Origin of the sequence: Rossellomorea marisflavi, from assembly GCF_022170785.1 — a bacterium.
Taxonomy (GTDB): domain Bacteria; phylum Bacillota; class Bacilli; order Bacillales; family Bacillaceae_B; genus Rossellomorea; species Rossellomorea marisflavi_B.
Genome location: NZ_CP081870.1, coordinates 955,173 through 980,882, shown reverse-complemented (window position 1 = coordinate 980,882; position 25,710 = coordinate 955,173). Strand labels below are relative to the sequence as shown.

Sequence of the window (25,710 nt, the reverse complement as noted above, 5' to 3'; positions counted from 1 at the left end):
GTAACTAAAAAGAGGTTTACTATGACAATCGAACAGTTGAAGTATATAGTCGAAATCGGAAAAACCGGCTCCCTGAAGGCAGCGGCAGAACAACTCCACATCACCCTCCCTGCCCTTAGCCAGTCAATCAAACAGTTGGAAAAAGAACTCAACATCCCCATCTTCCATCGTTCCAGAAGAGGCTCGATCCCGACCGAGGAAGGACGCCGGCTCATCGAAAAAGCCCAGGTTGTCCTCTTGAAGCTCCAGGATTTCATGGATGAAGTCGAAACCTACACTGAAACCATGAACGGCGAGATCAAGGTCGCCACCTATCCCGGTCCCATGGAGATCCTCGTGCGCGTCATCACGGAGCTGAAGCGGGAATACCCGAACGTCAAGGCGTCCGTCTATGAAAACAGTACCGAGTTCATCATCGACCGCGTCCTCGAAGGCGAAGTCGACGTCGGCTTCATCACCTATACGGAAAAAGAAGAAAAGCGATACCGCAATCTCGTTTTCAAAAAGCTCGTCGACGGTCATATGGTTGCCGCCGTCAACAAGCACTCCCCCCTTGCCAAGGAAACGCTCATCACCCAGGACATGCTCATCGGCCAGCCCATCGTCCTATACAACGACAAGTACATTCAGGAATTCATGAAGGGCTTCAGCTCTCTCCCCTTCGACATCCTGTTCACCACCAACAACGTCGACACGATCCGCCTCGCCCTCGAGACCAACACGGCCATCAACATCGGCTTCGACTACGCCTTCCGCACCGACGCAGGATTATCCCGAAGCGACGAATACGTACTCGTGAACTTCGCCCCGCCTTATTATAAGACGTATTCCTTCGGGTATTTTTATAACGCCAATAATGGATTGTCCCGGGTCATCCGGGAGTTTTTGAAGCGGGTGCGGTCGGTGATTGTGGATTAGGATTTAATGAAAAACAATTAGTGGAGATTCTTTATACCGCTCATAATTTCCGTGCAAGACTTCGCTTTCCGCGGGTAGCCCGTGGGCCTCCTCGGCAAGCCTGCGGGGTCTCACATCAGCTACTCTTCCCGCAGGAGACTACGTCTTGCACTCCAATCAACCGCTAGAAAGCATTTACATGATCAACAAACAAAATAATAAACCCGAACTATTTTTGCCTAATTTCACGCAAAGAAGTTCGGGTTTTACTATGACTAAAAACTTTTCTCCAGCCTCTTTTGAATCCGCTCAGATGACCAACCCGAATCCACCTACCACTACAAGCATGAGGACGAAACGGACAAGTTGATGGCTGAACGTCACCTTCCCATTCATGAATTTCCCATTCAGAATGGCCCCGAGCTGAATCACAAGAAACCCTGCCGCCAGTAACGCCAGTGCTCTCAGCGTATTTGTGAAGAAGACGAGATATACAGTCATACACAAGCTTCCGGCCACAAACAGCACGGCGTTCTGAACCGGAATATCTCCTTTGAAGAGCTGGACCGATCCTGTTAAAAGGTGGAGAAGTGCGTAGAGCGATGCAATGACGATGAGTGTGATGAGCATAGCGACCCCCATATTGTAAGTATTCAATCTATTCAACATCGTATACATCATTCTATCAAATACGCACACTTAAAACCAACTAATTCCAAATAAAGAAATATATGATATATTTAGATTATCTGTAAAAATAGCTAACGGAGGATTCACTATGTGGATTGTATTAGGACTTATCGCGATCGCAGCAACGGGATTAAATCTTTTCCTATATTTCTCTGGAAAGGATCACAAACTCGCCATGGTGCTGGGGCTATCATTCACCGCATTGACGATGTGTGCAGAGTACAGTCTCGTCTCGCAGTGGGTAAAAGCGGAAGACTGGTCCGCACTCGAGGACGTCGTTCCTACGATGGAAAGGGCTTTGTGGGTTCTCGTCATCCTGTCGATTCTACTAAACACGGCACCTATGCTAATAGGTAGAAAAAGCAGAAACATGGTTAAAAATATAGATAAGGAGGGATTGTGAGTGAGTTATTGGACGTGGCTCATCATCTGTATCCCCATCATCGCCGGAGTCATCGCGGCAAATTCTTCGAGGAACGGTAAACAATGAATGTCTTTCGCGGACCATTGACTTTAATGCTATTGGCCATGCTTTTCACAGGCGGATGTTCGGAATCTGCCGATAAGCTAGGGATTAGAGGTGATGCTAGTGTTTACTGAAAAGTTTTGGCTGGTGGTTATTGTGCTACTGACTATTTTTAGTATTTATGTAACGGTGAAGTCGAATCGTTCGTAAGGTAAAAAAGCAAGTTGTCCTTATTTAATCGTTCCTCAATTTTTATTCACCATGAGGACATGTAACCGCTTCAATCAAGACCCTATACAGAAATCAATTAATTTGAGAGTCCCGTCCCCATTTCACTACTATTCGTTCATGTCTTCCACCCAACATGCTGATACAATGATCTTACCTATATTTTCTTTTGATAAGTTGGGGTGAGAAAATTGACGTTTTGGATCATAGTGGCGGTAATCCTAACGATTTATGGAACGTATGTGACAATTAAATCCAATAGACCATAAACCATATAGGATCTAAACAGCCAAACATTAATCAAGACACAAATAAAAGAAGCCCTTTTTCAATTCAAAAGGGCTTCTTTTATATTTAAGAATTCTTCACTAATTGAGAAGCCAGCTCCCCAATTCCTTCCAACATCTCTTCCCATTCCTTATCATCTGCTAAATGAAAATAGACAGTATCCGAATCGTCCTGATATTCTGTAAGCCAGATTCCTTCGGTTGATGGTAAGAAGAATAGTATGTTTTCAAGATAGACCTCATCTTCTACAGTCACAATATTAAAATTTGAAATATTGAACAGCGACCATTGGAAACGTTCTAAATCTTCTACAAACAAATGAAAGCTTTCTTCTTCCTCTTTTGTAAACGTCGAACTTTTTAACACTTTCTTTAGCTTATCAGGTTTGCTGAGGCGATCAAAATTCTTCTCGGTTAGAGTAAACGAGTGCGATATAGTTGTATCGAGATTTTTGATTCCGTAATACTCCTTAATATAGGTATGTATCTGCTGTGCCTTGATGATTGAAAACTCATGGATGATATCGCGATCAATCAAATGGAGTAACCAGTCGTCACCCTCGAAATGGTGTATCATCAAAACTGACTTCATTGGTGCATTTGAACATCGGATCATACGCTTCGATTCTACATATTTTTGGAGAAATCCTAGCATATCCTCTGTTAAAGGATTTTCCCCTCGTGCTTCTCTTTCTTCATCAAATATTCTTTTCATGATCAGATGCTTGCTCGTAGCTTCCATTACGGCAACCCACTCTTGCTCACTTTTCTCCCCAACGGCAGCTTCAGCAATTCCTTTTGCCACACTGTCATATCCAGCAACGCTAACCATTAATGCCAACTCTTCTGATGTACACGTTAGTACATGATCCATATTTTACTCACACCCCTTACATTTTTTATAATGGAACCGGAACAAGGATTTCAAAAATTAGATCAATGATTTGGAATAGGATGATTGATAAGATCCCTTGTACAATTAATATAAATAAGTACAGTATTTTTCTGACAAACCAATTGTATTTGCCTATTTTAGTGTAAACGTAGTATCCAGAACCGATGGTTACCCTCTGAAAAAAATTTATTGTTTTCTGAAATGTATTTTCTGGAGGATCAAAGATAGATATCTCATAATACCCTAACATTGTCTTCTCGAGTAATAAGATGGTAAATCCATATGCAACTTGTGCTATTAGGATTAAAGCAATTAAAATCTTTAAAAATTCAACAATAGAATAGAGCACCAAAAAAATTCTCCTAAAAAATACTCATTTAACTTGGGGACACTTCGAATTAGGAATACTCACAAACCACAACCGCTATATCCTATATGAAGGCATTAATTTAAGGTATTATACACTTAACCCTAATCTATAATTTTTAATATGCTTTTTACTCCGGTGGGGCTATGAGATCTAGTGGCCAAGCAATTAAATAGTAAAGGATAATTGAAAGAATCCCTTGCACCAACAAGATAACTATATAAAGAATTTTACGAACAAACCAATTATATTTTCCGATTTTTGTATATACATAGTATCCAATACCAAAAAATAATTTTTGGAACCCATTAGTTATTTTTTGAAAAGATGTCGTCGCTGGCCTAAATATAGTTATATCATAGTAACCGAGCATAGTTTTTTCAAAAAATACGATGGTAAGTCCATACGCGAACTGGGTGCATAAAACAATTAAAATAATAAATTTAATTAATGATATAAAATCAAAAAGTGTCAAGTACATTCCCCTTCTTCACATAAGTGTTCACAGCTAATTAAACCAACCTAAAACTGAATCTTTAACCTTTTTGGCTTTCTTCAATGCTTTATCACCAATTTCATTTGCTTTCTTCCCAATTTCTTTTCCAACTTTACCTGTAACGTCTTTAATGTTATCTCCAAACTTAGAACTTACTACACCGCCCACTAATCCACCAACGGCAGCACCCACAACAATGCCTACCGGACCTCCTACGCTACCAATAGTCGCACCAACTTTTGCACCAACGGCCACTGCAGCTAAGTCTGTTCCCATACCACCAATGAAGCGTCCTGCTCGTTCTGCCGTACTCATTTTAGAATTCTCAGGCGATGTGAACTCACCAAAGTTAGATAATATTGTTACTGCATTTCCTACAATAGGCAAACGTTTCCCAAAATTAGTAATTCCTTTCGAAGCTGCTACTTTTTTAGCAGCATCTCCGATAAAATCTGATGTACTATTGGTTACACGACTAACAATACTATTTTTCAAAAAATCTTTCTTGATTCTATTTGCATTCTTTGGAAATCCGGCCACATGCTTATATAAGTGTGATGGGCTTTTATATGATTTCACTAATTTATGAGCTTGCTTTAGCAATGGGTTTGAAGGAGTTGGAGCTTTTGAGAAATCGAGAATTTTCTTTGCAAGTTTTGAGCTATGTTTTGATTTGCTAGTCCATGAATCATCCATTTTCATACTGAATTCATAGTTACCTGTTATTTTTTTCCACAACGAAGGTTTTCCTCCAAAATAATTAACCTTTAATTTGGAAGCAAATAAACCAACAGTCATAGTGCTTAAAGTATGATAACCCATTAATATGTTATCTCCCCAACCCAAACCGGTGGTTAAGGTTTCAAAAGGAGAAAGCATTTTATCGACAAACTCCATAGATTGATTAGTTGCTTGTATTTTTTTCATTTCACTATAATTCTTTGACTCTTTAAGATCAGAAGGATGATATTGTTCAAGCTGTATACTCCCATTTTTGAACATCCCACTAATATCATCAATAACCCTTTCTATCAACTGAATATCTTCCTCCACAGAATCAAAGCTCTTAGACTGTGTCGAATCATACTTATTCAGTTTTTCAACGGTATCCGTAATCTCTTTCTGAGCTTGTTGATGGTAGCTCAAAAAACGATCATCTTGGATTGTGGGAGCATGGAGGATATCATTGACACTGCTTATGGAGGAATTGGCGTCGTTCACTAATCCCACGGTTAAATTACGTCCATTGTCCAGTCCATTGGTAAGATCATTTGATAGGAAGGATTCACTAATATATCCGGATGGATCGGATTCCAATTCCGTTGTGGCCTCTTTAACATTTTTTAATACTTTCACATAATTTTCAAGAGTCGAAGTATAGTAAGTTAAGAACTTTCCGTGAAAATCTTTATAGAAGGCACGGATGGAATCTCCTGCTTCTCCTTTGAACGCGTCATTCAAGTTGACGAGATTATCAATTTCACTTTTTAGCTTTTCAATGCTTTCTTGCTGTTCTTTAAACTTACTGCTCTGTTTTTCAATACCTTCATGAAGAGCACTCGCATCCAGCACCTTCACCCTCATCACTCCCAGCCCATTTATTTAGCTACCAGTACTCTCACTTTTTCTCGTTTCGTTTCCTTTCAAGATCCGCTTTTTCACGCGTGATGTCTGCTTCCAAAGAATTGATTTCGTATTGAAGCGATTGACATTTACTTTCCATTAGTTGAATGGTTTCACTTAATTGATTTTGAGCCATATCCCTATAGCTGGTCATCATGTTCTCTCGAACGTCACTGAATTCGTTTGCAAGGTTCCCTTTCCAAACTGCCGGTGATAACTCGGGGTCATCCACTCTTTTCTGACTATGTATAAATTCACTTTGAGTATCGTCCAATTCCCTGACGGTCGATTGAAGTCGCGAAAGCTGTTCCCGTTTTTGCGCTACTTGTTGCTGTAACAAAGATAAGTAGGACAGAAGATTCATCCCCTTTCATAAATAGACAATTTCTCCCTATGTTAAATGGTACCAAATGGTATAGTCTGAGGTAATAGGAAATTCAACTCAACTTCGAATGCATGGACAGTACTTTTCTCCCAATATCATCTTTGTTCTTTACCATATTTTATACCTGAATAAACATTTATTGGGTTTTACTAGTTAAAAAAGGACTGTAACTAGACCTTACTTTCAATCGACACGACATTCACCCTGAATTTGATATCCATTCGCATAATATGCGATCTTATAAAAATGAAAAAACCTCCTCCCAATCACTCGGAAGAAGGTTTTCTGTCGTTAATCCCTATAGCGAAGCACATATTTCTTATACAACTCTCCATGATACTCGAGCTCCTCACCGTGGGACGAGCTGATCAATGCGGGCTTGAGGTCGTCAACGATGGCGCCGCTGTCGATGTTTTCGTTCATGTCGACACTGAATTTGCGGATCGGGGGATGCAGGTCTTCCCTGCTGGTGATAAAGAGATCCCCTGTCATGAGCACCTTATCCTCTTCATGGTAGTAGACCACATGTCCTGGAGCATGACCGGGTGTCAGATAGGCACTGACGGGAAGAGTGGCAAGGATTTCGTCCGTCAGCGCCTTCACGATGCCGGCTACTGCATTCTGTTCAGGTGCCTGCTTATTGGGATAGGGCTTTTCCCCGTTGATGAAGGGCAGTTCCACCTCATGGGCATAGATAGGAAGATCGTATGCCTTCAGCCACTCTCCAGCCCCTTTGATGTGATCGCTGTGCCCGTGGGTCAGGAGGATCGCCTTAGGCGTGCCGAGTGATTCGGCTGCTTTGATTTGTTCGTCCACATGCGATTCGACGCCTGTATCGATGATGTACACATCCTCCCCATCTTTCACCAGCCATACATTGACCGGGATCTCCACGGAGACATTGATGGAAAAAACGCATTTATAGACATGCGGAGACAATTGAATGATATTCATGGTAAGCATCCTTTCTACATTCTCTTCTTTTTCACTCTACCCTACCCTTTCAAGAATACTCAACCGATCCAGTTGTAGCAAAGAATGAAGAACCGTGCAGCAACATCTCGTCTATCGGACCCATTTCATCCGGTTAGCGGCATTCAGCTAGCCTATTCAAGAAAACGAACTGTCTTATCAACAAAAAGGCCAACAATCTGAGATTCTCTCAAATTGTTGGCCCTTTTATCTTTTTGGAAGCATTCGTTTGATGCCCTCGGTACAAATGACACTAGCTGCCACCCCAACGTACGCACTTGATGACATCACTTTACCCATATAATAAAAACCCGTCCCCGCCAAACAGTCCAGGAGAAGGAATCTCTTGATACTCGACCCATGGATGGCGTAAAAGATCACTTGATGTTGAGCTTTCATTCCGATAATCACACACCTGTTTTTTTCAATGGATATGCCGGATGCGGATTGTCTTATTCACCCCAGAAAAAAAGAAGGACCCCGGTGAGCCCTTCTTCTACATCATTTCCCGTAAACGGAAAACTTGTCTTCAATCGGCGTCCTGTTCCGTGCTGGCGGTACCTCATCAAAGTACCCGAGATGCAAGAACCCGGCAATCCGTTCTCCTTTCTCGACACCAAGCAATTCATGGACCTTCGGATCATAAATATGTGGATTCGTTTTCCATACAACCCCAAGCTGCTGTTCCCAGGCGAGGAGCTGGAAGTTCTGGATCATGGCGCCGATGGCTCCGAAGTTCTCATCCCACTGCTTCTGACGGGGGTCTTCGGTCATGACGACGACGAGGATCGCCGCAGGCTGGCTGAAGTAGTTGCGGCGGTTGTCCCTCATATCGGGCGGGAAGGTTTTCACAAGATCCTCTACGAATCCTTCCTTCTCATCCGCCGGTACGAAGATGAATCGCCACGGCTCACGGAGTCCGTGGTTAGGTGCCCAGACGGCGTCCTTCAACAGGTCCAGCACCGTTTCCTGTGTCACTTCTTTATCAATGTAGCCGGCTTTTATGGAGCGGCGTTCGCGTATCGTTTTCGCTATGTTTGTCATGTTCGTATCTCCTTATCTGCTTATCTCTCTTCTAAATGATAACAATTCTCATTATCGATTGCAATCTTTCTGTAGGAGAAGAGTCCCCTTGTCGCGTCCTTTTTCCTCTTTTCAACGAAATGGGCGAACATGGGAAGTGGGTTCTCTTCACGAGTTCCTGCTCGGTGTAGCCCTGTTAGAAAGTATGATCACCGCCGACCGGATTCAAGACGATAAGACCTAACAACAAATTATTATTGAAAAAGAAACACTTTTTATTGTTTTACAATAAATAATTCGATACAATCATCTCATAGAAATCATTTACCAAGTTTCTACATTTACAAATTTATTGGAATGGAAGTGGGCATCATCGGATTTATGGTTATTTTTTTGTTGTTCATTGTATTGATTGCATTCGGTTCCATCATGACAGCGCTCATGGTGAGGAAGACGAACACCCGAGCACCTCGGAAGCTGTCTTTTCTCGTATTGGGCCTCCTGATCCTTCACTGGATTTTCTGGCTATCAAGCGGGTATGAATGGTTTTCCGACGAAGTGGCCGAGGCCATCTTTAATCCTATATGGGGAGTGCTATGCGCAGCAGGACTGGCAACGAGTCTTTATGAATTGCGGCATAACAAGAGCTTCGCCTTCCCCGTGGGCGCATTGTCTGGCATCACTTTGATGTTCGTGATCCTCGTCAACGGCATTACCAGTATGTAAAAGGAGACGTGACCAACATGAAGCTTTTCACTTGGGTGTTCGTGGCACTCCACCTGATCATTACGATCCTATGGATTGCCAACTCCCCTGCCCTGTTTTCAATTGCCGGGATGGTTGCCTGGCTCCTCTTGATCGCGGGAGGATTCGGCCTTTATTTCAAAACAAAACAGATGGCGGTCATCGTCTCTAGTTCTTTCATGGTCTTCCTGCTCCTCCTGACCGGCCTGATTGAATGGACGGTTTCATCCATGCCTTAGTATAAAAAAAGAGACTCCCTTCGTTGGCGAGTCTCTCACAAAGGAGAATGCTTTATGTTGAAGAAAACCATAATCAATGTTTACAATACAGCCCTGAGCCTGGGTGCTTTTTATCTCGGTGGTTCCATGATATCAGGTAAAGGGATCTTTGCTGCCTTCCCACCAGAGTGGGCAGGAGATCTGCCTTTTGACAGCTGGATGGCTATGGCGATCGTGGGCATGACCGTTTTCGGACTGGGCAATGCGGTCGTAGCAATCAGAGGATTCATGCGGTATGATCGGCAGATTTTCTTCTCGACCCTCTTCATGGGCGCCCTGCTTTTCATTGCGACGATCGGTGCCACCCTATCCGTGGGAGAATGGTACTTAGCGTCGGTACAGCTCTTGATTGCCAGTGTGGTTCAGCTGGCTCTTGGTCTTGGCGCTTTCATCGTTCATTTTATCCGTCCAGAATCGGCAGGGGTCACGGAATGACCTCTGCCTCCTCTTTTACTCTCCTAAAAAACCACTTCCAAACGTTTCCAGCAGATGCTCAAGGGTCACGGGATCACTGTAGGTCGATTCCTTGCTATTGATCTCGATGACGTGACCGTTCTTCACAGCCGGGATGTTCTTCCACGTATCCGTGTCCATAAACGAGTTGTCTACATCAGGATTTTTGCTCAGGACGAGATAGTCACCGGTGAAGTCGCCTACCGCTTCCGGTGAGATGACGTGAATACCCGTTTCCAAGGCGTTATCCTTCACAGCATCCGGCATGTTGAGCTTCATGGCCTGATACAAGATCTCAGAACCACGGGCATAATTGTTCCCGAAGACATAGAGCTCCTTTTGACCGGTTTCAATGACGGATACCGTGGCGTCGTCGCCGATCTTCTTGCGGATCTCATCCCCGATCGTCGCGGCACGCTCCTGGAAGTCATCCGCCCATTCCTTCGCTTCCTTCTCCTTGTTCAACAGCTTGCCGATCTCGATCTGCTGATCGATGTAATTCAGTTTCCCCCATGTGAAAGCGACGGTCGGCGCAATCTCCTTCATCTTATCGAGGTTCTTCGTTTGACTTCCGGCAATGATCAGATCCGGATCGAGCTCGATGATCTTCTCGAGCTGATCGTCCCCCACCACTTCCACATCCTTCAGCTTGTCGGTGAAGAGCGGGTTCATCTCGGTCCACTCATCGATCCCGACGAGCTTCCCTTCGAGGGAAATCACATTCGGACCATTGGTGAGGGCGACGATTCGCTTCGGCTCTTTCGGCACCTCCACCGGTCCCTGCTCTGATTCATATGTAAATGTCGATGATTCCTCCTTGGACGAATCCGTTTTTGTTTCTCCGCTGCTGCACGCAGCCAAGAGCATGCAGACCATCAATATGGTAAAGAACGATGCTTTTTTCATGTGGTTCCCCTTCCAATTCTTGATAATGAGAATCATTTTCAATTAATACTTTACTGGGATGGGGGATGGATGTCAATGAAATGTTCCAAGATTTTCTTCGATTGGAACAGGACCGTTCCATTTCGCTGCGGTGGCTCGCTTTCCGCGGGGCGTGCGGTGAGCCGCATCGGCTGCGCCTGCTGGGTCTCACCTGCCCGCCATTCCCGCAGGAGTCGAGCCACCTCCGCTTCATTGCACTATCCGAATTGGATGAATGTAAAAAAAATAAATAATTAGTTAAATAGAAGCGTTTTCCGATTATCCTCATCCAAATAAAAGGCTTTCATTTTCTTTCTTTTGAATCCATAGACCTATTTTCACCCCATTTCCACTTCTTCCAGCCTGTCTCATTTCTGTCAGAGGGTGTTGACGCAGGAAAAAGTCCGGCGTAGAATAGGGCTCACGTTAAACAAATACAACTTCTTATCACGAGAGGTGGAGGGATTTGGCCCTTTGATACCTCGGCAGCGGGCTCACTTGAGCACTGTGCCAACTCCAACAGGCGGATGCCTGAGAGATGAGAAGAGTACGGATCTTTCTTTCCTTATGGATCTCCGGCCTCTTCCTGTCTCAGGAAGGGGCCTTTTGTTTACCCTAATTGAATAATTTCTTATCCAGAGAAGCTGAGGGACTGGCCCGATGACGCTTCGGCAGCAGACTTTCCACAAAGTACTGTGCCAATTCCAGCAGGCAACGCGCCTGGGAGATGAGAAGGGACCCATTGATTCCGTGTGAATCCATGCCCTCTTCTCGAGACCTCGGGAAGAGGGTTTTTATTTTTAACCACCAGGAGGCATGACGAACATGATTGAATTCAAAAGCGCCACGAAAGTATATAACAGCGGCGGAAAGGAAGTCCGGGCCCTCGACGGCATCGACCTGCGGGTTGAGCAGGGGGAAATCTGCGGGGTGATCGGGTTCAGCGGCGCCGGGAAAAGCACGCTGATCCGCACCGTGAACCTGTTGGAGCGATTGAGCTCGGGGAAGGTGATCGTAGACGGCCAGGATCTCATGGCCCTTTCACCGAAAGATGTGCGCGGGGTGAAACGGAAGATCGGGATGGTGTTCCAGCACTTCAACCTCCTGAACTCCAAGACGGTCTTCGCCAATGTGGCGATGCCCCTGATCCTCGCCAAACAATCCAAAGCCGAAATCCAGAAGCGGGTGACGGAGCTCCTGAGCTTCGTCGGCCTTGAAGATAAAGCAAACCAGTACCCGGATCAATTATCAGGCGGTCAGAAGCAGCGCGTCGGCATCGCCCGCGCCCTTGCCACCCAGCCATCGATCCTTCTATGTGACGAGGCGACATCGGCCCTCGATCCGCAGACGACGGGGTCGATCCTGAAGCTGCTGAAAAAGATCAACCGTGAGTACAACATCACGATCCTCATGATCACCCATGAGATGTCGGTGATCCGGGAAGTCTGCGACCGGGTGGCGGTTATCGAAGGCGGGAAGATCATCGAGTCCGGATCCGTATTCGACGTCTTCTCCTCCCCTCAGACCGAGACGGCGGCGAACTTCGTGAGCTCGGTGCTGAACGACTCCATCCCGGAATCGGTCCTCGAGCTTGTGCAGAAAGATAACGCACCGGGACGAATCTACAAGATCCGCTTCGTCGGCGCCTCATCAGGTCAGCCCCTTCTGTCACAGGTGGCGAAGCGCTTCGACCTCGATGTGAACGTGCTGTTCGGGAACATCACGGAGTTGCAGGGCACACCATTCGGTCATCTCATCGTCGAGCTCATCGGCTCCGAGAGCGAGATCAACCGTGCACTGCTTGTCATGAATGGAGAAAACGTCACCGTGAAGGAGGTTGCACCACATGCTAGTTGATTCACAGCAGATCATCGACGCACTCATTGAAACATTAGTCATGACAGGCTTCTCCCTCCTCTTTTCCACCGTGATCGGACTGCCCCTCGGGGTGCTCCTCGTCATCACGAGGAAAGGTCATCTATGGGAGAATGCCTTTATATTCACCATCCTGAACGGTGTCGTGAACATCTTCCGTTCCGTCCCGTTCATCATCCTGATGGTAGCAATCGTGCCCCTCACCCGCCTGATCGTGGGAACATCGATCGGGACGGCCGCGGCCGTTGTGCCACTGGTCTTCTATGCAGGACCGTATATTGCGAGATTGATTGAGAACTCCCTCCTTGAAGTCGACAAAGGCGTCATCGAGGCAGCGGAATCCATGGGGGCGACATCCACCCAGATCATCTTCCGCTTCCTTGTCCCGGAAGCACTCAGCTCCCTCGTCCTCAGCCTCACCATCGCCACCGTCGGACTCGTCGGGGCATCGGCCATGGCAGGCGCCATCGGCGGAGGCGGACTCGGAGATCTTGCCATCACGTATGGCTATCAGCGCTTTGACACCTGGGTCATGGTCATCACCGTCGCCATACTCATCGTCCTCGTACAGGGACTGCAATCATCCGGTAACTTCGTATCGAAAAAAATCAGAAGAAGATAGCGAGGAGAAAACAACATGAAAAAATGGATCATTCTATCACTCATTCTATTAATTGGCGGATTCGCTGCAGGCTGCAGCTCAAGCGCCAGCAAAGACGAAACGAAGGTCAAGATCGGCGTCAGCGGTTCCGACAACCGCATCTGGGACTTCGTCGCGAAGAAAGCAAAGAAAGAAGGCATCGACATCGAGATCGTCCGCTTCTCCGATTATGTCCAGCCGAACCTGGCCCTTGAAGAAGGCGAGCTTGATGCCAACGCATTCCAAACAATCTCTTATTTCAACGAATTCAAGAAAGAGCATGACCTCGATCTCACACCGGTGGGTACCACGGTCATCGCTCCGCTCGGCCTTTACTCTGAGAAATATAAGTCAGTAGATGACATCCCGGATGGTGCCAAGATTGCCGTCCCGAACGAAGCAACCAACATGGGAAGAGCCTTCCTCCTCCTTCAGGAAGCTGGTCTCATCGAACTTCCTGAAGGCTTCGATGGAAACGGCTCACTGGATAAAATCAAAAAGAATCCGAAGAACATCGAAATCGTCCCGGTCGTAGCCGGTCAAACGCCGCGCGTCCTGCCTGATGTCGCTGCCTCCATCATCAACAACGGCATCGCCGTAGACGCCGGATTCAATCCCGTGAAGGATTCCATCTTCCACGAAGATGACACGGCCACGCCTTACATCAACATCATCGCTGCACGCACAGAAGACAAGGACAACAAAACACTCAAGAAAATCGTCGAGCTCTACCAGGAAGAAGACACAGCCGACTTCATCGAGAAAGAATACAACGGAAGCACAATCCCGACCTTCGTCCCACTGAGCAAGATCGGAGAATAATCCTGAGGAGGAATGGAAATGAGTACTGTCGTCGACACATTGAGAGACCAGATCATCACAAGTCTTGAGGAAAATAAGGAAAAGTACATTGAGATCAGTCATGCGATCCACGACCGTCCCGAGATCGGCAACGAGGAATTCTACGCCTCGAAGACCCATGCCGAGCTCCTGGAATCGGAAGGATTCACGGTGGAACGCGGGGTGGCGGGACACGAGACCGCCCTCCTTGCCCGCCGCAAATCGGATAAACCCGGCCCGGCCATTGCGTTCCTCGCCGAATACGATGCCCTTCCTGGCCTCGGTCACGCCTGCGGACACAACATCATCGGTACGACGAGCGTATCGGCGGCCATCGCCCTCAGCAAGGTGATCGACGAAACCGGTGGAGAGGTCGTTTTGTTTGGGACACCCGCCGAGGAAGGCGGCCCAAACGGAAGCGCCAAGGGAAGCTTCGTCAAGCACGGACTCCTCGAAGGGATCGACGCCGCTCTCATGGTGCATCCGGCGAACTCCACCCGGATCACATCGAACTCCCTCGCCGTCGATCCCCTGGACTTCGAATACATCGGGAAACCCGCCCATGCTGCGGGGTCTCCCCATCACGGCATCAACGCACTCGATGCGGTCATCGGCCTGTTCAACGGCATCAACGCCCTTCGCCAGCATGTAACCGACGACGTCCGCATCCACGGCATCATCACCCACGGAGGCGACGCGCCGAACATCGTTCCGGAATACGCCAAGGCCCGCTTCTTCATCCGCGCTGCGACCCGCAAGACCTGCAGCGACGTGACGGCACGCGTGAAGGCCATCGCAGAAGGCTCCGCCCTGGCAACGGGGGCGAAACTGAACGTCATTGCCTTCCAGAATGAAGTGGATAATCTGGTATTGAACCGCGCGTATGATACGGTCTTTAAAGAAGAGCTTGAACGACTGGGCGAGTATGTTTCAACCGAAGAGCGAAACGGACTCGGCTCCACCGATGCCGGCAACATCAGCCAGGTCGTCCCGACGATCCACCCCTATATCCAGATCGGACCCGAAAGCCTCGTCGCCCATACGGATGAGTTCCGCGAAGCGGCGAAATCGCCCAAGGGGGATGAAGCACTGATCCTCGGAGCGAAAGGCCTGGCACTCACAGCGCTTCGACTAGTAACGGACGGTGAGGTGCTCGCTGAGATCAAAGAAGAGTTTACTAGAAGAAAAGCATTAGAGAGCTGAAGTTCTGTGGGAGTCCCCTTGGTTGGTCATGGGGGCTCTTTTTTTGTTGGGTTGGGGGTGACGGGCTATTGGATTGGAGGGGATCGGGGCATTTTTCTATGTGAGATCACTTTTAGTTTGGGAGAGATGTGGCATAATAGGTCTGAAATGGAGAGTTTTGAGCTTAAATCACACCCTTTATTTTCCACAAAACAGCTACCTCCCCGTTTTTCTACCGACTTTTGAATTTTTACTATCAACTTTTCAACTTTTACTTCCAACTTTCGAGATTTTATTACCAACTTTTTTTGGAGGGGCATTTTTATTGTCAACTCTGCCGGTTTATTTTCAACTTTCTTCTTTTATTACCAAGTTTCCCGCTTTATCACCAACTCCCAAGACTCCATTATCTGGTAGAATAAGAGTAGCATGAAAGGAGCCTGAACGATGATCATCCTTCCCACCGGCGTCACAGGATTTTTCGATTCGCAGTCTGGGGAACCTCCCCTGACGGATCTATCCCTATTTCAAAAGCTTTGCTACAGCATCGCGGCTGAATCGGGTGGGCGGGTACTGGCATTCGAATCCGCCGATGTTTCAACCAATTTCGCCTATTGCCGGATCAATTGGAATGGGGATGAGCTCTTTGTGTTGCTGAATGACCATTACCCCTATCTTGCAATGGCCGATGCCATCGGGTTCGGGGGGATCTCCTTCGTCGACAGAATGGTGTTAAGAGAAGCGTTTTCCCCGTACTACAGCGTGTTGGAGACTGATGAACTGAACACACCCATCGAACCGACGATGATTCAACACCTCAACCGGGCGGAACTTGCGCAGATTTCCTATTGGAAACCGAAGACTGTTGGGGAAATCGCGTTTCATTATTGGGATTAATCGTAAAAGGAGTGATGGCAAGTGATTACCATCCAAAAAGCCGAAAGGTCCGATGCTGAGAAGCTGACCGATATCATGAAAAAAACCTTTGATGAAGAAGCACGGAGATGGCTGTCTGATGACTCTATCGTCGATTACAATATTCAGCCCCCTGGATATTCTTCGGTCGCGATGACGAACTATATGATCGAAGAATTGATCTATTTCAAGATCATTGCTCATGATGTAGTAGTGGGCGGGATAATTCTTACTCTGACGGGGAGCTCCTTCGGCAGGATCGACCGCATATTTGTCGATCCCGACGTGCAGGGACAAAACATCGGGTCAAGGGTCATCCGTCTCATCGAAGAGGCATTCCCTGACGTGAGGACGTGGGATCTGGAGACGTCCAGCAGGCAAGTAAACAACCATCATTTTTACGAAAAGATGGGATATCAAGCTGTATTTCAGACAGAAGATGAGTATAGCTATATTAAGAGAATCAAGCGCCAATCCCCCGCCGGGAACGTCGTGGAGCAGCAAGATCTATCCCTCACCCAATATGAGGACTGCAAGATGGAACACACGGAGCACTATCAAGTCACCCTGGAGGGAAGCTCCTATTGCAACAGCAACTTGATGAATACGCACTTCAGCAATTGCAACCTTCGTGACTCCACCTTCAAGAATATCAATCTCACGCATGCCTCTTACGCTGACCTTAACTTTTCCTCAGTAGCATGAGGCTGGTCACGATGGGCGGCGTCCGTTTTATGGATACGAGCCTCGGAGAAAAGCAGGATCCCCTCTCATTCGAACGCTGTGAACTACAAGGTACCACCATCAAGAACAGCAATCTAAAAAACGTACAAATTACAGGCAGTGATATATCGGGAATGACCATAGACGGAATCCCAGTAGAAGAACTGCTCGAAGTGTATAAGCGTCATTCTCTACTATAAAAAAATGTAGCCAATCCCCCTATCGCAAAACTTGAAATTGCAGTCTAGTAAATTGTATATCAAAAATAGAATAGCTTCATCCATATGAATGAAGCTATTCTTTGACTATATCCCATCAAGGTGCCGTTCTAAGAAACTCATCAACAAACTCCATCATTAGACCGTAACCAAGAATACCGAGCGGTGATACATTGATCATGAAAACGATGATTCTCTTTGCTAGGTTTTCTCTGCTGAACATGGAGACGATACTAAGTGGTATGCCGAACACTGAAAGCAGGAAAGTAAGTCGTACCAACGGTCGAATAATGGGAACTCCATTCTCTCCAGTAGTGGTTAAAAGGAGGAATAGTGGTACAACCATAATCATGGCTAGAGCTATAAAGGATGAGATGTGGGTGAATATCTTCAGATTATTCCTTTTCAATTAACACACTCCCTAGGCTAACCGATGGCGTCAGTGTTAGATCCCCGGCTGTCTCCTCCCTATTCAAACGAATGCGTGGTCGCCGTGATTTCACCGGACGGATCCACACTGTACTGGGCTACGGCGTTGGTGGCGACGGTCTTGTTGGTGAGACCGTCTTTGTAGTTGAACGACACTTCCCATGCTTTCGAGGTGCTGCTGAAGACGGTGTCGTTCGAGAGGAGTTCAAGGTCGTTGATGTTGATTGGCTCACTGGCGGTTTCATTATAGATGTGAAGGTCCTGCTCCAGTTGGACGATGGCGATGAATTCGGCGTCCGTACTGTCGATGGTCTCGTTTCCATTGTTTCCGCACCCCATCAGGAACAGGATGACACCGACGATCAGGAATGAACATTTTTTCATACATATTTCCCCCTTTAACCAATTTTTCGATCTATCCGTTCAAAATCTCCTTTTCCGTTCAAGCGGGTATCTTCTGCAACGGGCACGTCTTTCCTTTTCTCTCCCACTCCCCCATACGCCTCCTGATATCCTTCCACCATGAGCTTGAGTGCGATGATGGATAGCGTCAGAAAAAGGATGGGCATGAAGGGGATCCATGTATATGTAGTAAATAGATACTTAAAATCCCTTCCGATGAGGCCCGACCATTCGTTTGAGAGGGAGGCCATGGCAGAGTTCCCGAATAGATCTTCCATCAATGCCCCTCCTCCAAAGAAGATGCCGAGGATACCGAGGTGGGAAAGGAGGATCAACACTTGGATCGCTTCCCTCAAAAAGAGGATGACGAACCGCGGCTTCAGGAACGGAAGAAGATGCTTCCGGAGGATGTGTCGCCGATTCCCGCCGAGAACTTGGACGCTTTCCATGAACTCCTGCTTCATGATGTCCTTCACTTCATTGGACACGATGAGGGTGGAAATCGGGAAGGCTGCAAGGGTGAGGACTGCGAGTTCGATCAGCACCCGTGCGCTGAAGGAGTAGCTGAACTCTCCACCCACGAGGCCGTCCTCGAACAGCACCCAATACAGCATCATGAAGGCCAGGAGTGTGATGGGATAATAATAGAAGGTTTGCAGGAATGGACGGATCCACGCGGTGAACTTCGGAACGTACAAGGTCATCACGGTCCCGATGAAGGCAGACAGGACAAAGCGCAGAAACGCCACAAGGAAGGCGATCCCCAGGGTGAATTTCGCCCCGACCACCATCACGAGGAACATGCTTTGCCCCAGGGCGTTGGTGCCGAACGGGAGGTGGTCCATCGGTCCATAGGGCGGTTTGATCGCCCCTTCCTCTCCGAACTTCAACGGAACGACAGGGATGGCATCACCGCACACCCACCCGTAAACGAGGCTCCCTCCAAGTATGAGGGCAATGAACGAAAAGCCGATCACAAACGAGAGATTCTTGAATGCCTTCACCCCTCTTCACCTCCGACGATGCTTGATTTCAGCTTATTCATCCCCTGCTCAAAGAGAAGGATCGGAACGGCAAGGAGCAGAATGCTCACGGTGGCGATTTCCGGGGTCGGATGATGATAGACGAACCAGGTGATGCCCCTCGTATTGAAGATGATCTCCAGCATGATGAGGTTTGAGAGCATGAAGGCCAGGATCATCTTGGAATGATGGAGGAGACCCATCAGCCCATTGCGGAACACATGGACGAATAGCACACGAAAATCCGTCAGCCCCTTCCCCCTCGCAAGCTCCACGTAGGGCTTCCGCAACTCTTCATCGAATAGGAGCGTCAGCGTCCGGTACAGGAAGATGGTGGGAAGGATCGTATAGGTGATGAGAGGCAGGATAAACGGCCGTTCATAGGCGCCGACCACATCAAAGAACAGGATCCCCGTCTGCTTGAACAGGAAAATGATGAACAGCTGGGCCATGGCGATGACGAACAGGTCGGGCACCGCCTCCAGGATGGTGGACAGCTTCATGAGTGCCGTACGTTTTTTCACCGATAGTTGGAAGGTGATCATGATGAGGGAGACAGCGATGACAAGGGCCAGGATGAAGCCCAAGAAAAGGATGGAAAGCGAATAGCCGTAGAACTCAAAGACGTATGGAAACAACGGGTATTGGCTGCCCGTATTGTAGTCACCCGTGGAATACGTGATGGAACCCGGTTGAACGAGTGAAACGACCAACCCTTTGAGGCTGCTCCAATAGGTGGAGAGACTGAGATCGATGCCTCGGAAGAGCGTGATGAAGGCGCCGAGAAGGATGATGGAAATAAGAATGATGGCTGTTTTGGTGAGGAATCGGATGCAGATACCCCCTTTTTCTTCTTATTTTAACATAAAATACCATTAAATGATTGTACTAAAAAAAGAAAACAAGCAAAATAAGAATGACAACCCCCACGATAAACAGCCCATATAGGAACGAGAGCGTTTTGAAAAGGGCGACAAAGTATGGAGCAGGTGCGAGCTTTCTTGAGATGAACAATAGAAAATCCATGATCCAATGAACAGGAAGGATTTCCAATGTGGGATGATGAAATTCATCATCCTCTTGATACGTCTTGAAGACGATATAAAATGCGTTCCCGGCTACATAAAGTAATAGGACTAGGACAACCACCACAAGTATTTTTTCCAATTATTTTTCCTCACAATCGTAATAGGAATGCAGCGAAAAACTAGCTGGTCCACATTGCACTTTTTCTCCTATCCATGTCTACTATCTAGTTTCAAGTATACTAAATATCCAACACCTAGTATTCTCAATTTTGGATTAAAAAGGATTACTCACCTTCAAACCAGAATAATACTAGCATTGGAGGGATGTTTCATGAACAATAAATTAATCCGAATCGGTACCATCTATCTACCTGTTACAGACATAAACCGTTCTGCAGAATGGTACGTTCGCCATCTTGGCGCGAAGCTGAATTACCAAGATGACGACAAAGCCATCCTCGACCTCGCCAACCAAAGCGTCTTCCTGGTGAAATCCGGTGAAGGCGAGAGCGCAAACTTCACGGATTACCGCGGAAATGAGCGCTTCTCCGTCACTTTCGAGGTGGACGGATTGGCATCACTCGAAGCCCTGCACGGGGATTTCGCCTCCCAGCGGATGAAGGTCGGGGAGATTGAAGACCGTGGCCATGCAGGACGGAACTTCGTTTTCTACGATCCCGACGGCAATGCGTTCGATGTATGGAGCGAGCTTAGTCCGTCATTCCGGCACCTTGTCCATAAGGAATAACGGCAAAAGAGCTACCCACTCAACATCATGGGTAGCTCTTCTTTCATATACCGGTTTTGATTCCGAATCCGACGAGGAGGATCCCCGCCACTCGTTGGAACATTTGTTGATGTTTTTTATCATTCAACCATTTCTTCGCATAGTCCACTACATACACCAGGATCAGGAACCAGGCGGCTGCCAGTCCTGTCAGGATGGAGGCCAGGATGATCAACTGCTGGTTGACATGACCGTTCAGGTTGATGAACTGGGGCATGATGGTGATATAGACGATGACGGTCTTTGGATTCAGCACATTGCTGAGCATGGCCTGCATGAAGGACTTTTTATGATAGCGGCGATCGACGGGTACGTCCGCCGAGGGTTCCATTTGATCCACAGCAAGGGTCTGTTTCGAAATCAGGCTTTTGATTCCAAGGTAGATCAAGTAAGCAGCACCGAGGTATTTAATCGTGGTAAACAATACCACAGATTTGGCAATCACGACGGATAATCCGAGTATGGCAATGCCCGTCCAGAACGAAAGGCCCGAGAGCATGCCGAGAACCGTAAAGCGTCCGGCTTTCGGTCCGTAACTCAGGGTATTCTTCATGAGAAGCATGGTGTCTGCGCCGGGAATGACGACCATAAGCGTAGCGACAGGTATGTAAGCAAGCAAGTTGTCCATGTGTCCTCTCCTAACATGATAATAGTGGTTACTACAGTAACTACTAAAAAGAATACCAGAATCGATTAGAAATAATCAATCTATTTTGATACACTAACAGAAATAAACTCACGCATACGGAGGATCTATGAGCGAAACCCTTTTAAACACACTGACCAAGCTGCATTTCACCGAATACGAAGCCAAAGCCTATCTGGCACTCCTGGAAGAATCCCCTCTCACGGGCTATGCCGTAGCGAAAAAATCAGGTGTCCCACGGTCGAGGATTTACGAGACGTTGGATCACCTTGCGGGAAGGGGAGATATTCTCGTCAGTCCCGGCACCACCCCTCAGTACACCCCGATCCCGGCGAAAGAGCTCATCAAGAATCGGCGCAGGGAAGCGAATGACCACTTCAAGCTGGCCGAGAAGTCACTCGCTGAGTTTGAACAATCCTCCTATGATCGGGAAAACATTTGGAACATTACAGGCCGGAATGAAATCATCGACAAAGTGAAAAACTGCATCGCCACCGCACAAACGAGGATTCTTCTTGAAGTCATGGAAGAGGAATATGCGGAAGTGGAAGAGGAGCTGAAACAAGCGGCCCTTCGCGGAGTCAACGTCACCATCATCGCATATGGCGACATCTCCTCCGACTTTGCCCACGTCCATCTCCACTACATGGGCTCTGCCATCAAAGAGGAATACGGCGGCAACTGGATCGTCATCAGCGCCGACGATGTGGAAGTGGTGGCAGGCATCGTCTCCCTCGGAACCGACAGCCGCGCTGCCTGGACAAGGCACGTCGGACTGGTCATGCCCATCACGGAGGTCATGATCCACGACCTCTATCTCATGGAAATCATGAAGGAACATCGGGATGAGCTGGAGAAAACGTTTGGAAAGAACCTCGTGAATCTCAGACGGAAATTTTCGATCCATCCTGATTTTAAGAAGCATTATTTAAAGTGAGGTCATTCCATACACCAATAGAGGGACCCGAACACTAAAGAAAAAAGGCGATGTCTCCACTCGGAAACATCGCCTTTCACCTCTATTTATCACAGTTTGTTAAGAAGAAGCATTAGTCTTTCACTATAATACAAATGTTATCACGTACGACCCCGTCGCTAATGACGTACACCACAATGCATCTTTTAGTATTTTCTTTTTCGTTAAAGGATCTTGACTTTTATAATACTATCTTTTGGAACCAAAGATCCCTATATCCATTAATCGCGATAAATAAAAGAGACATACAAAAAATAAAAAATATACTGAAATGACAATCAGGAGTTGGAGCCATATAGGTAAAGAAATAAGTTTTTCGAATAGCTCAAATGCAAGATTTCTCATGCATACCTCCTGTATACTTCAACAAATCTATCAGTTACGGATGAAAGATACAAAACAATTATACCATTTTTATACAAACAAAAAAGTAACATTTCATCCAAATAAAAAGGCGCTGCCTCCACTCGGAAGCAGCGCCTTTCCCTTTCTATCCTCTAACCGGCAGCGCCACCCACACAGTCAGCTCACCTTCCCCACTCTCTGCCCAGATCTCCCCGTCATGAAGCTCGACGATGCGCTTTGCAATGGCGAGCCCAAGACCGGATCCGGCGATCTTGGTGGAACGTGCTTCGTCCAATCGGTAGAACTGGTCGAAGAGCCGGTGCAGTTCTTCTGGGTCCACAGGGTCGGATGGATTCGAGAGACTGGTGAGCACCTGGTCCCCTTCCACTCTCATCCTGAGATTGATCGTCCCTTCCAGGCTGTACTTCTCTACGTTGGAAAGGAGGTTATCGAACACGCGAATCATCTTCTCGATATCCACGGTGACGAGGACGGGTTCTTCCGGCACGTCCATCTCGACATAGAGACCCTTCCCTTCGAGGATCGGGGTGTACTCCCCGACAAGCTGGTGGAGCAAGGCGGCAAAGTCGACCCGATCGGTCTGGAGCTCGACCTGATGATGGGTGAGCTTTGTATACTCGAACAGCTCGTCCATGAGCCCCTTCAGCTTGAGTGACAGGCGGTAGGTGGTGTCCACATACCCCTTATCTCCCGGTGACTTCTGGTCTTTTGCCAGCTGCAGATAGCCGATGATCGACGTAAGCGGCGTCCGGAGATCATGGGATAGATTCGTGATAAGCTCACTTTTCGACTGCTCGAGCTCCCTTTCCCTCACGAACCGGAGCCGGAGCTGATCCGTCATCCAGTTGATATTCGCGGCTAAGGAGGACAACTCATCACGTCCTTTCACCGGAATCTCATACGTCCAGTCATGATCCACAATCCGTCCGATGCCCGATTCGATCTGCTCGATGTAGCGTGTCACCGGACGCATGAAGAGCACGAACAGGACAAGGAACACCACGACCGCCAGGGAAAAGGCGAGTAAAAGCTGTTGATTGTAGGTCGTGGGATTGATTGCCTTGAGCCTTGACGGGGCCTCAATGACCACGTATCCCAAGCCTTCCTGGAACATAACCGTGGAAATGAAGGGTGCCTGCTTCTCGTCACGCTCGCTGGAATAGTCATTACGGAGCTTCTGCTCAAGGAGCTTCGGCAGATCTTCACTGTAAAGCTTCCCCGTCCGGTACGTCACATCCCCCTCGGCATCGGTGACGAGGAAACCCCACTCTTCGCGCTGATCCTTCACCGTTCCGATCGCTTCTTCAATCCCCTTCGAATCAGACAAGCTCACGTTTCCCGCTTCCAATGACGCCTTCCAGTCGGCCAGCACCTTCTCCACCTGATTGTTGACCTTTTCCTGCTTCCTGTAGTCTTCAAGGGGGGTGAAATAGAACACCGTGAGGAAAAACGTGACCGTCGCCGCGGCCAGGCAGGCGATGAAGATCAGGATGAGCCTCACATTCAGGTTCAGTTTAAGGGGCAGGAACCTCATGCCTTATACCCCACGCCCCACACGGTCTTCACATAGAAGGGCTTCTTCGGATTCTCTTCGATTTTGTCGCGGATATTGGTGATATGCACCATCACCGTGCTGTCGGATTTAAAGAACGGTTCCTTCCACACCGCTTCATAGATTTGCTCGATGCTGAAGACTTGTCCCTGATTCCGCAGCAACAGGGATAGGATATGGAATTCCTTCGGGGTGAGGCGCACCTCGCGACCGCCGACGGTCACTTCATTCGTCCGCTCGTTGACGGTGAGATCCCCTTTTTCAAGAAGATGGGAAGGCTCACTGTTCCCCGGGGCCATCTTGTAGCGGCGGAGCTGGGATTTCACGCGGGCCATGAGCTCGAGGGGATTGAACGGCTTGGTCACATAATCCTCCGCTCCGCTCGCGAGGCCATGAATTTTATCGAGGTCCTCGCTCTTCGCCGATAGGAAGATGATGGGCATATCATACGACTGCCTGATCGTCATGCATGCTTCCACCCCGCTCATCCCCGGCATCATGACGTCCAGGATGATAAGGTCGACAGGGCTATCCTCGAGCACGCCAAATGCTTCATGGGCATCGGCTGCTTCCAACACCCCATACCCTTCATTTTTCAAATAAATCGCGATCATGTTCCGGATGTCTGCTTCATCATCGACGATCAGGATGGTCGTTCCGGTCATATGGTCCACTCTTTTCTCTTCATCATTTCATCGGTCTCGCGGCAAGCACATAGGCAGGAGGTACGTTCCACCACACCCGCTGCCATTCCATCCCTGCGAAGTATCGCTCGAACAGCGCCTTTTTCATCATGGAATACTGGAACGTGACGAACACGCCTCCAGGCGCGAGGACCTGATTGGTTACTCTTAAAATAGCGTGTGACACGTCATTTGGCAAGCTTGCGAACGGAAGCCCCGACACAATCGCATCCAATCGGCTCATCCCGTACTTCTGCATATGCTCCCGCACATCCTCTGCCGAACCGTGGATCACCACCACATCGTCCCGCTTGCTGTACCGTTCATAGAGAAGCTCAAAAAATTCTCGATTCTCCTCAATCACCAGCAGCATGGTCCCGTCCCGTTTCCTCCGCAGGATCTCTTCCGTGAAGACACCCGTACCCGGCCCGAACTCCGCAATGCTCTCCACTCTGTCGAACTCAATCGCCTCCACCATCTGACGGGCAAGCACCTTCGAACTCGGCATCACCGCCCCCACCGTCCTCGGCTGTTTCACATATTCCTTCACAAACTGCAGCGCACTCATCATCTGTCCCTCGCCCTTCTCGTATCGTTTCCAACAGATTACCGGACGGACCTTAAGAAAAAGGACGGGGAAATCTTAAGGAAAGTTAAGAAATGACGCATGGGTGATGAGGAGCTAGCCGTGATTTCTT

At 47.8% G+C, this 25,710-nt stretch carries 29 protein-coding genes, 1 pseudogene and 2 riboswitches; of the genes and pseudogenes, 13 read left to right on the top strand and 17 right to left on the bottom strand.

Features of this window, described 5'->3' with window-relative positions:
- The first annotated feature begins 21 nt into the window (after nt 1-21).
- A complete protein-coding gene (locus K6T23_RS05280) occupies nt 22-918 on the top strand; it encodes a LysR family transcriptional regulator (protein WP_079515075.1) in 897 nt (298 codons plus the stop codon).
- Nucleotides 919-1,206: 288 nt separating this feature from the next.
- Here K6T23_RS05280 and K6T23_RS05275 read toward each other — a convergent pair whose 3' ends face one another.
- Nucleotides 1,207-1,566, bottom strand: coding sequence for a hypothetical protein (locus K6T23_RS05275; RefSeq protein WP_238283807.1), 360 nt, complete (start codon nt 1,564-1,566; stop codon nt 1,207-1,209).
- A 109-nt stretch (nt 1,567-1,675) separates the two neighbouring features.
- On the opposite strand from K6T23_RS05275, the gene K6T23_RS05270 reads away from it, so the two are divergent.
- Nucleotides 1,676-1,990, top strand: coding sequence for a hypothetical protein (locus K6T23_RS05270; protein ID WP_056533860.1), 315 nt, complete (start codon nt 1,676-1,678; stop codon nt 1,988-1,990).
- A 645-nt stretch (nt 1,991-2,635) separates the two neighbouring features.
- On the opposite strand, the gene K6T23_RS05265 is transcribed toward K6T23_RS05270, so the two are convergent.
- The 6 genes from K6T23_RS05265 to K6T23_RS05240 form a co-directional block, all read right to left on the bottom strand.
- Nucleotides 2,636-3,442, bottom strand: coding sequence for a hypothetical protein (locus K6T23_RS05265; protein WP_238283806.1), 807 nt, complete (start codon nt 3,440-3,442; stop codon nt 2,636-2,638).
- A gap of 25 nt (nt 3,443-3,467) precedes the next feature.
- Nucleotides 3,468-3,812: a hypothetical protein gene (locus K6T23_RS05260; protein WP_238283805.1), complete on the bottom strand. Its 345-nt coding sequence runs from the start codon at nt 3,810-3,812 to the stop codon at nt 3,468-3,470.
- A gap of 526 nt (nt 3,813-4,338) precedes the next feature.
- Nucleotides 4,339-5,904 carry an LXG domain-containing protein gene (locus K6T23_RS05255; RefSeq protein ID WP_056533853.1) on the bottom strand — a complete coding sequence of 522 codons (1,566 nt, stop codon included), beginning with the start codon at nt 5,902-5,904 and terminating at the stop codon, nt 4,339-4,341.
- Between the two features lie 40 nt (nt 5,905-5,944).
- Complete coding sequence (locus K6T23_RS05250) at nt 5,945-6,313, bottom strand: YwqH-like family protein (protein WP_056533850.1); 369 nt, start codon at nt 6,311-6,313, stop codon at nt 5,945-5,947.
- Nucleotides 6,314-6,625: 312 nt separating this feature from the next.
- Nucleotides 6,626-7,288 carry an MBL fold metallo-hydrolase gene (locus K6T23_RS05245; protein WP_238283803.1) on the bottom strand — a complete coding sequence of 221 codons (663 nt, stop codon included), beginning with the start codon at nt 7,286-7,288 and terminating at the stop codon, nt 6,626-6,628.
- Between the two features lie 519 nt (nt 7,289-7,807).
- Nucleotides 7,808-8,350, bottom strand: coding sequence for a nitroreductase family protein (locus tag K6T23_RS05240; protein WP_056533844.1), 543 nt, complete (start codon nt 8,348-8,350; stop codon nt 7,808-7,810).
- A gap of 375 nt (nt 8,351-8,725) precedes the next feature.
- Between K6T23_RS05240 and K6T23_RS05235 the strand changes: the two genes are divergently transcribed.
- Genes K6T23_RS05235 through K6T23_RS05225 form a run of 3 tightly spaced genes read left to right on the top strand, consistent with a single transcriptional unit; the run spans nt 8,726 to nt 9,786 of the window.
- The gene (locus K6T23_RS05235; RefSeq protein ID WP_238283802.1) at nt 8,726-9,055 is read left to right on the top strand and encodes a hypothetical protein; all 330 of its coding nucleotides are present in this window, start codon (nt 8,726-8,728) and stop codon (nt 9,053-9,055) included.
- Between the two features lie 17 nt (nt 9,056-9,072).
- Nucleotides 9,073-9,312, top strand: a complete 240-nt coding sequence (locus K6T23_RS05230) for a hypothetical protein (RefSeq protein ID WP_238283801.1) — start codon at nt 9,073-9,075, stop codon at nt 9,310-9,312.
- Between the two features lie 54 nt (nt 9,313-9,366).
- On the top strand, nt 9,367-9,786 hold the full coding sequence (locus K6T23_RS05225; RefSeq protein WP_238283800.1) for a hypothetical protein: 420 nt from the start codon (nt 9,367-9,369) through the stop codon (nt 9,784-9,786).
- A gap of 15 nt (nt 9,787-9,801) precedes the next feature.
- On the opposite strand, the gene K6T23_RS05220 is transcribed toward K6T23_RS05225, so the two are convergent.
- Nucleotides 9,802-10,710, bottom strand: a complete 909-nt coding sequence (locus K6T23_RS05220) for an ABC transporter substrate-binding protein (protein WP_238283799.1) — start codon at nt 10,708-10,710, stop codon at nt 9,802-9,804.
- A 50-nt stretch (nt 10,711-10,760) separates the two neighbouring features.
- On the bottom strand, nt 10,761-10,931 hold the full coding sequence (locus tag K6T23_RS05215) for a hypothetical protein (RefSeq protein WP_238283798.1): 171 nt from the start codon (nt 10,929-10,931) through the stop codon (nt 10,761-10,763).
- Nucleotides 10,932-11,169: 238 nt separating this feature from the next.
- Nucleotides 11,170-11,273: riboswitch (SAM riboswitch) on the top strand.
- A gap of 83 nt (nt 11,274-11,356) precedes the next feature.
- Nucleotides 11,357-11,462, top strand: a riboswitch (SAM riboswitch).
- Nucleotides 11,463-11,553: 91 nt separating this feature from the next.
- On the opposite strand from K6T23_RS05215, the gene K6T23_RS05210 reads away from it, so the two are divergent.
- From K6T23_RS05210 to K6T23_RS05185, 6 genes and pseudogenes are all read left to right on the top strand, one after another.
- A complete protein-coding gene (locus K6T23_RS05210; protein ID WP_079515068.1) occupies nt 11,554-12,585 on the top strand; it encodes a methionine ABC transporter ATP-binding protein in 1,032 nt (343 codons plus the stop codon).
- The gene (locus tag K6T23_RS05205) at nt 12,575-13,225 is read left to right on the top strand and encodes a methionine ABC transporter permease (RefSeq protein WP_048005662.1); all 651 of its coding nucleotides are present in this window, start codon (nt 12,575-12,577) and stop codon (nt 13,223-13,225) included. Before K6T23_RS05210 ends, K6T23_RS05205 begins: the two co-directional genes overlap by 11 nt.
- A 15-nt stretch (nt 13,226-13,240) precedes the next feature.
- A complete protein-coding gene (locus tag K6T23_RS05200; protein ID WP_238283797.1) occupies nt 13,241-14,065 on the top strand; it encodes a MetQ/NlpA family ABC transporter substrate-binding protein in 825 nt (274 codons plus the stop codon).
- A gap of 18 nt (nt 14,066-14,083) precedes the next feature.
- Nucleotides 14,084-15,286: a M20 family metallopeptidase gene (locus K6T23_RS05195; protein ID WP_238283796.1), complete on the top strand. Its 1,203-nt coding sequence runs from the start codon at nt 14,084-14,086 to the stop codon at nt 15,284-15,286.
- 426 nt (nt 15,287-15,712) lie between these two features.
- Complete coding sequence (locus K6T23_RS05190; RefSeq protein WP_238283795.1) at nt 15,713-16,162, top strand: hypothetical protein; 450 nt, start codon at nt 15,713-15,715, stop codon at nt 16,160-16,162.
- Nucleotides 16,163-16,237: 75 nt separating this feature from the next.
- Nucleotides 16,238-17,103: pseudogene (locus tag K6T23_RS05185) on the top strand (GNAT family N-acetyltransferase).
- A 486-nt stretch (nt 17,104-17,589) separates the two neighbouring features.
- Here K6T23_RS05185 and K6T23_RS05180 read toward each other — a convergent pair.
- The 4 genes from K6T23_RS05180 to K6T23_RS05165 form a co-directional block, all read right to left on the bottom strand.
- Nucleotides 17,590-17,934, bottom strand: coding sequence for a hypothetical protein (locus K6T23_RS05180; RefSeq protein ID WP_238283794.1), 345 nt, complete (start codon nt 17,932-17,934; stop codon nt 17,590-17,592).
- A gap of 14 nt (nt 17,935-17,948) precedes the next feature.
- Nucleotides 17,949-18,956 carry an ABC transporter permease subunit gene (locus tag K6T23_RS05175; RefSeq protein WP_238283793.1) on the bottom strand — a complete coding sequence of 336 codons (1,008 nt, stop codon included), beginning with the start codon at nt 18,954-18,956 and terminating at the stop codon, nt 17,949-17,951.
- Nucleotides 18,953-19,687 (bottom strand): ABC transporter permease subunit, encoded by a 735-nt coding sequence (locus tag K6T23_RS05170; protein WP_238283792.1) that lies wholly within the window; start codon nt 19,685-19,687, stop codon nt 18,953-18,955. Before K6T23_RS05170 ends, K6T23_RS05175 begins: the two co-directional genes overlap by 4 nt.
- Before the next feature lie 175 nt (nt 19,688-19,862).
- The gene (locus K6T23_RS05165) at nt 19,863-20,141 is read right to left on the bottom strand and encodes a hypothetical protein (RefSeq protein WP_238283791.1); all 279 of its coding nucleotides are present in this window, start codon (nt 20,139-20,141) and stop codon (nt 19,863-19,865) included.
- Between the two features lie 192 nt (nt 20,142-20,333).
- Here K6T23_RS05165 and K6T23_RS05160 point away from each other — a divergent pair, with 192 nt between their 5' ends.
- A complete protein-coding gene (locus K6T23_RS05160; RefSeq protein WP_238283790.1) occupies nt 20,334-20,750 on the top strand; it encodes a VOC family protein in 417 nt (138 codons plus the stop codon).
- A 43-nt stretch (nt 20,751-20,793) separates the two neighbouring features.
- Here the strand turns inward: K6T23_RS05160 and K6T23_RS05155 are convergent, their stop codons facing one another.
- On the bottom strand, nt 20,794-21,417 hold the full coding sequence (locus K6T23_RS05155; RefSeq protein WP_218245513.1) for a homoserine/threonine efflux transporter: 624 nt from the start codon (nt 21,415-21,417) through the stop codon (nt 20,794-20,796).
- 127 nt (nt 21,418-21,544) lie between these two features.
- On the opposite strand from K6T23_RS05155, the gene K6T23_RS05150 reads away from it, so the two are divergent.
- On the top strand, nt 21,545-22,372 hold the full coding sequence (locus tag K6T23_RS05150; protein ID WP_238283789.1) for a TrmB family transcriptional regulator: 828 nt from the start codon (nt 21,545-21,547) through the stop codon (nt 22,370-22,372).
- Between the two features lie 529 nt (nt 22,373-22,901).
- Here the strand turns inward: K6T23_RS05150 and K6T23_RS05145 are convergent.
- The 3 genes from K6T23_RS05145 to K6T23_RS05135 are packed head-to-tail and all read right to left on the bottom strand — an operon-like array spanning nt 22,902 to nt 25,583.
- The gene (locus K6T23_RS05145; RefSeq protein WP_238283788.1) at nt 22,902-24,311 is read right to left on the bottom strand and encodes a sensor histidine kinase; all 1,410 of its coding nucleotides are present in this window, start codon (nt 24,309-24,311) and stop codon (nt 22,902-22,904) included.
- The gene (locus K6T23_RS05140) at nt 24,308-24,994 is read right to left on the bottom strand and encodes a response regulator transcription factor (RefSeq protein ID WP_238283787.1); all 687 of its coding nucleotides are present in this window, start codon (nt 24,992-24,994) and stop codon (nt 24,308-24,310) included. The genes K6T23_RS05145 and K6T23_RS05140 overlap by 4 nt, the downstream gene beginning before the upstream one ends.
- A gap of 22 nt (nt 24,995-25,016) precedes the next feature.
- On the bottom strand, nt 25,017-25,583 hold the full coding sequence (locus K6T23_RS05135) for a class I SAM-dependent methyltransferase (protein WP_238283786.1): 567 nt from the start codon (nt 25,581-25,583) through the stop codon (nt 25,017-25,019).
- Nucleotides 25,584-25,710: the final 127 nt, after the last annotated feature.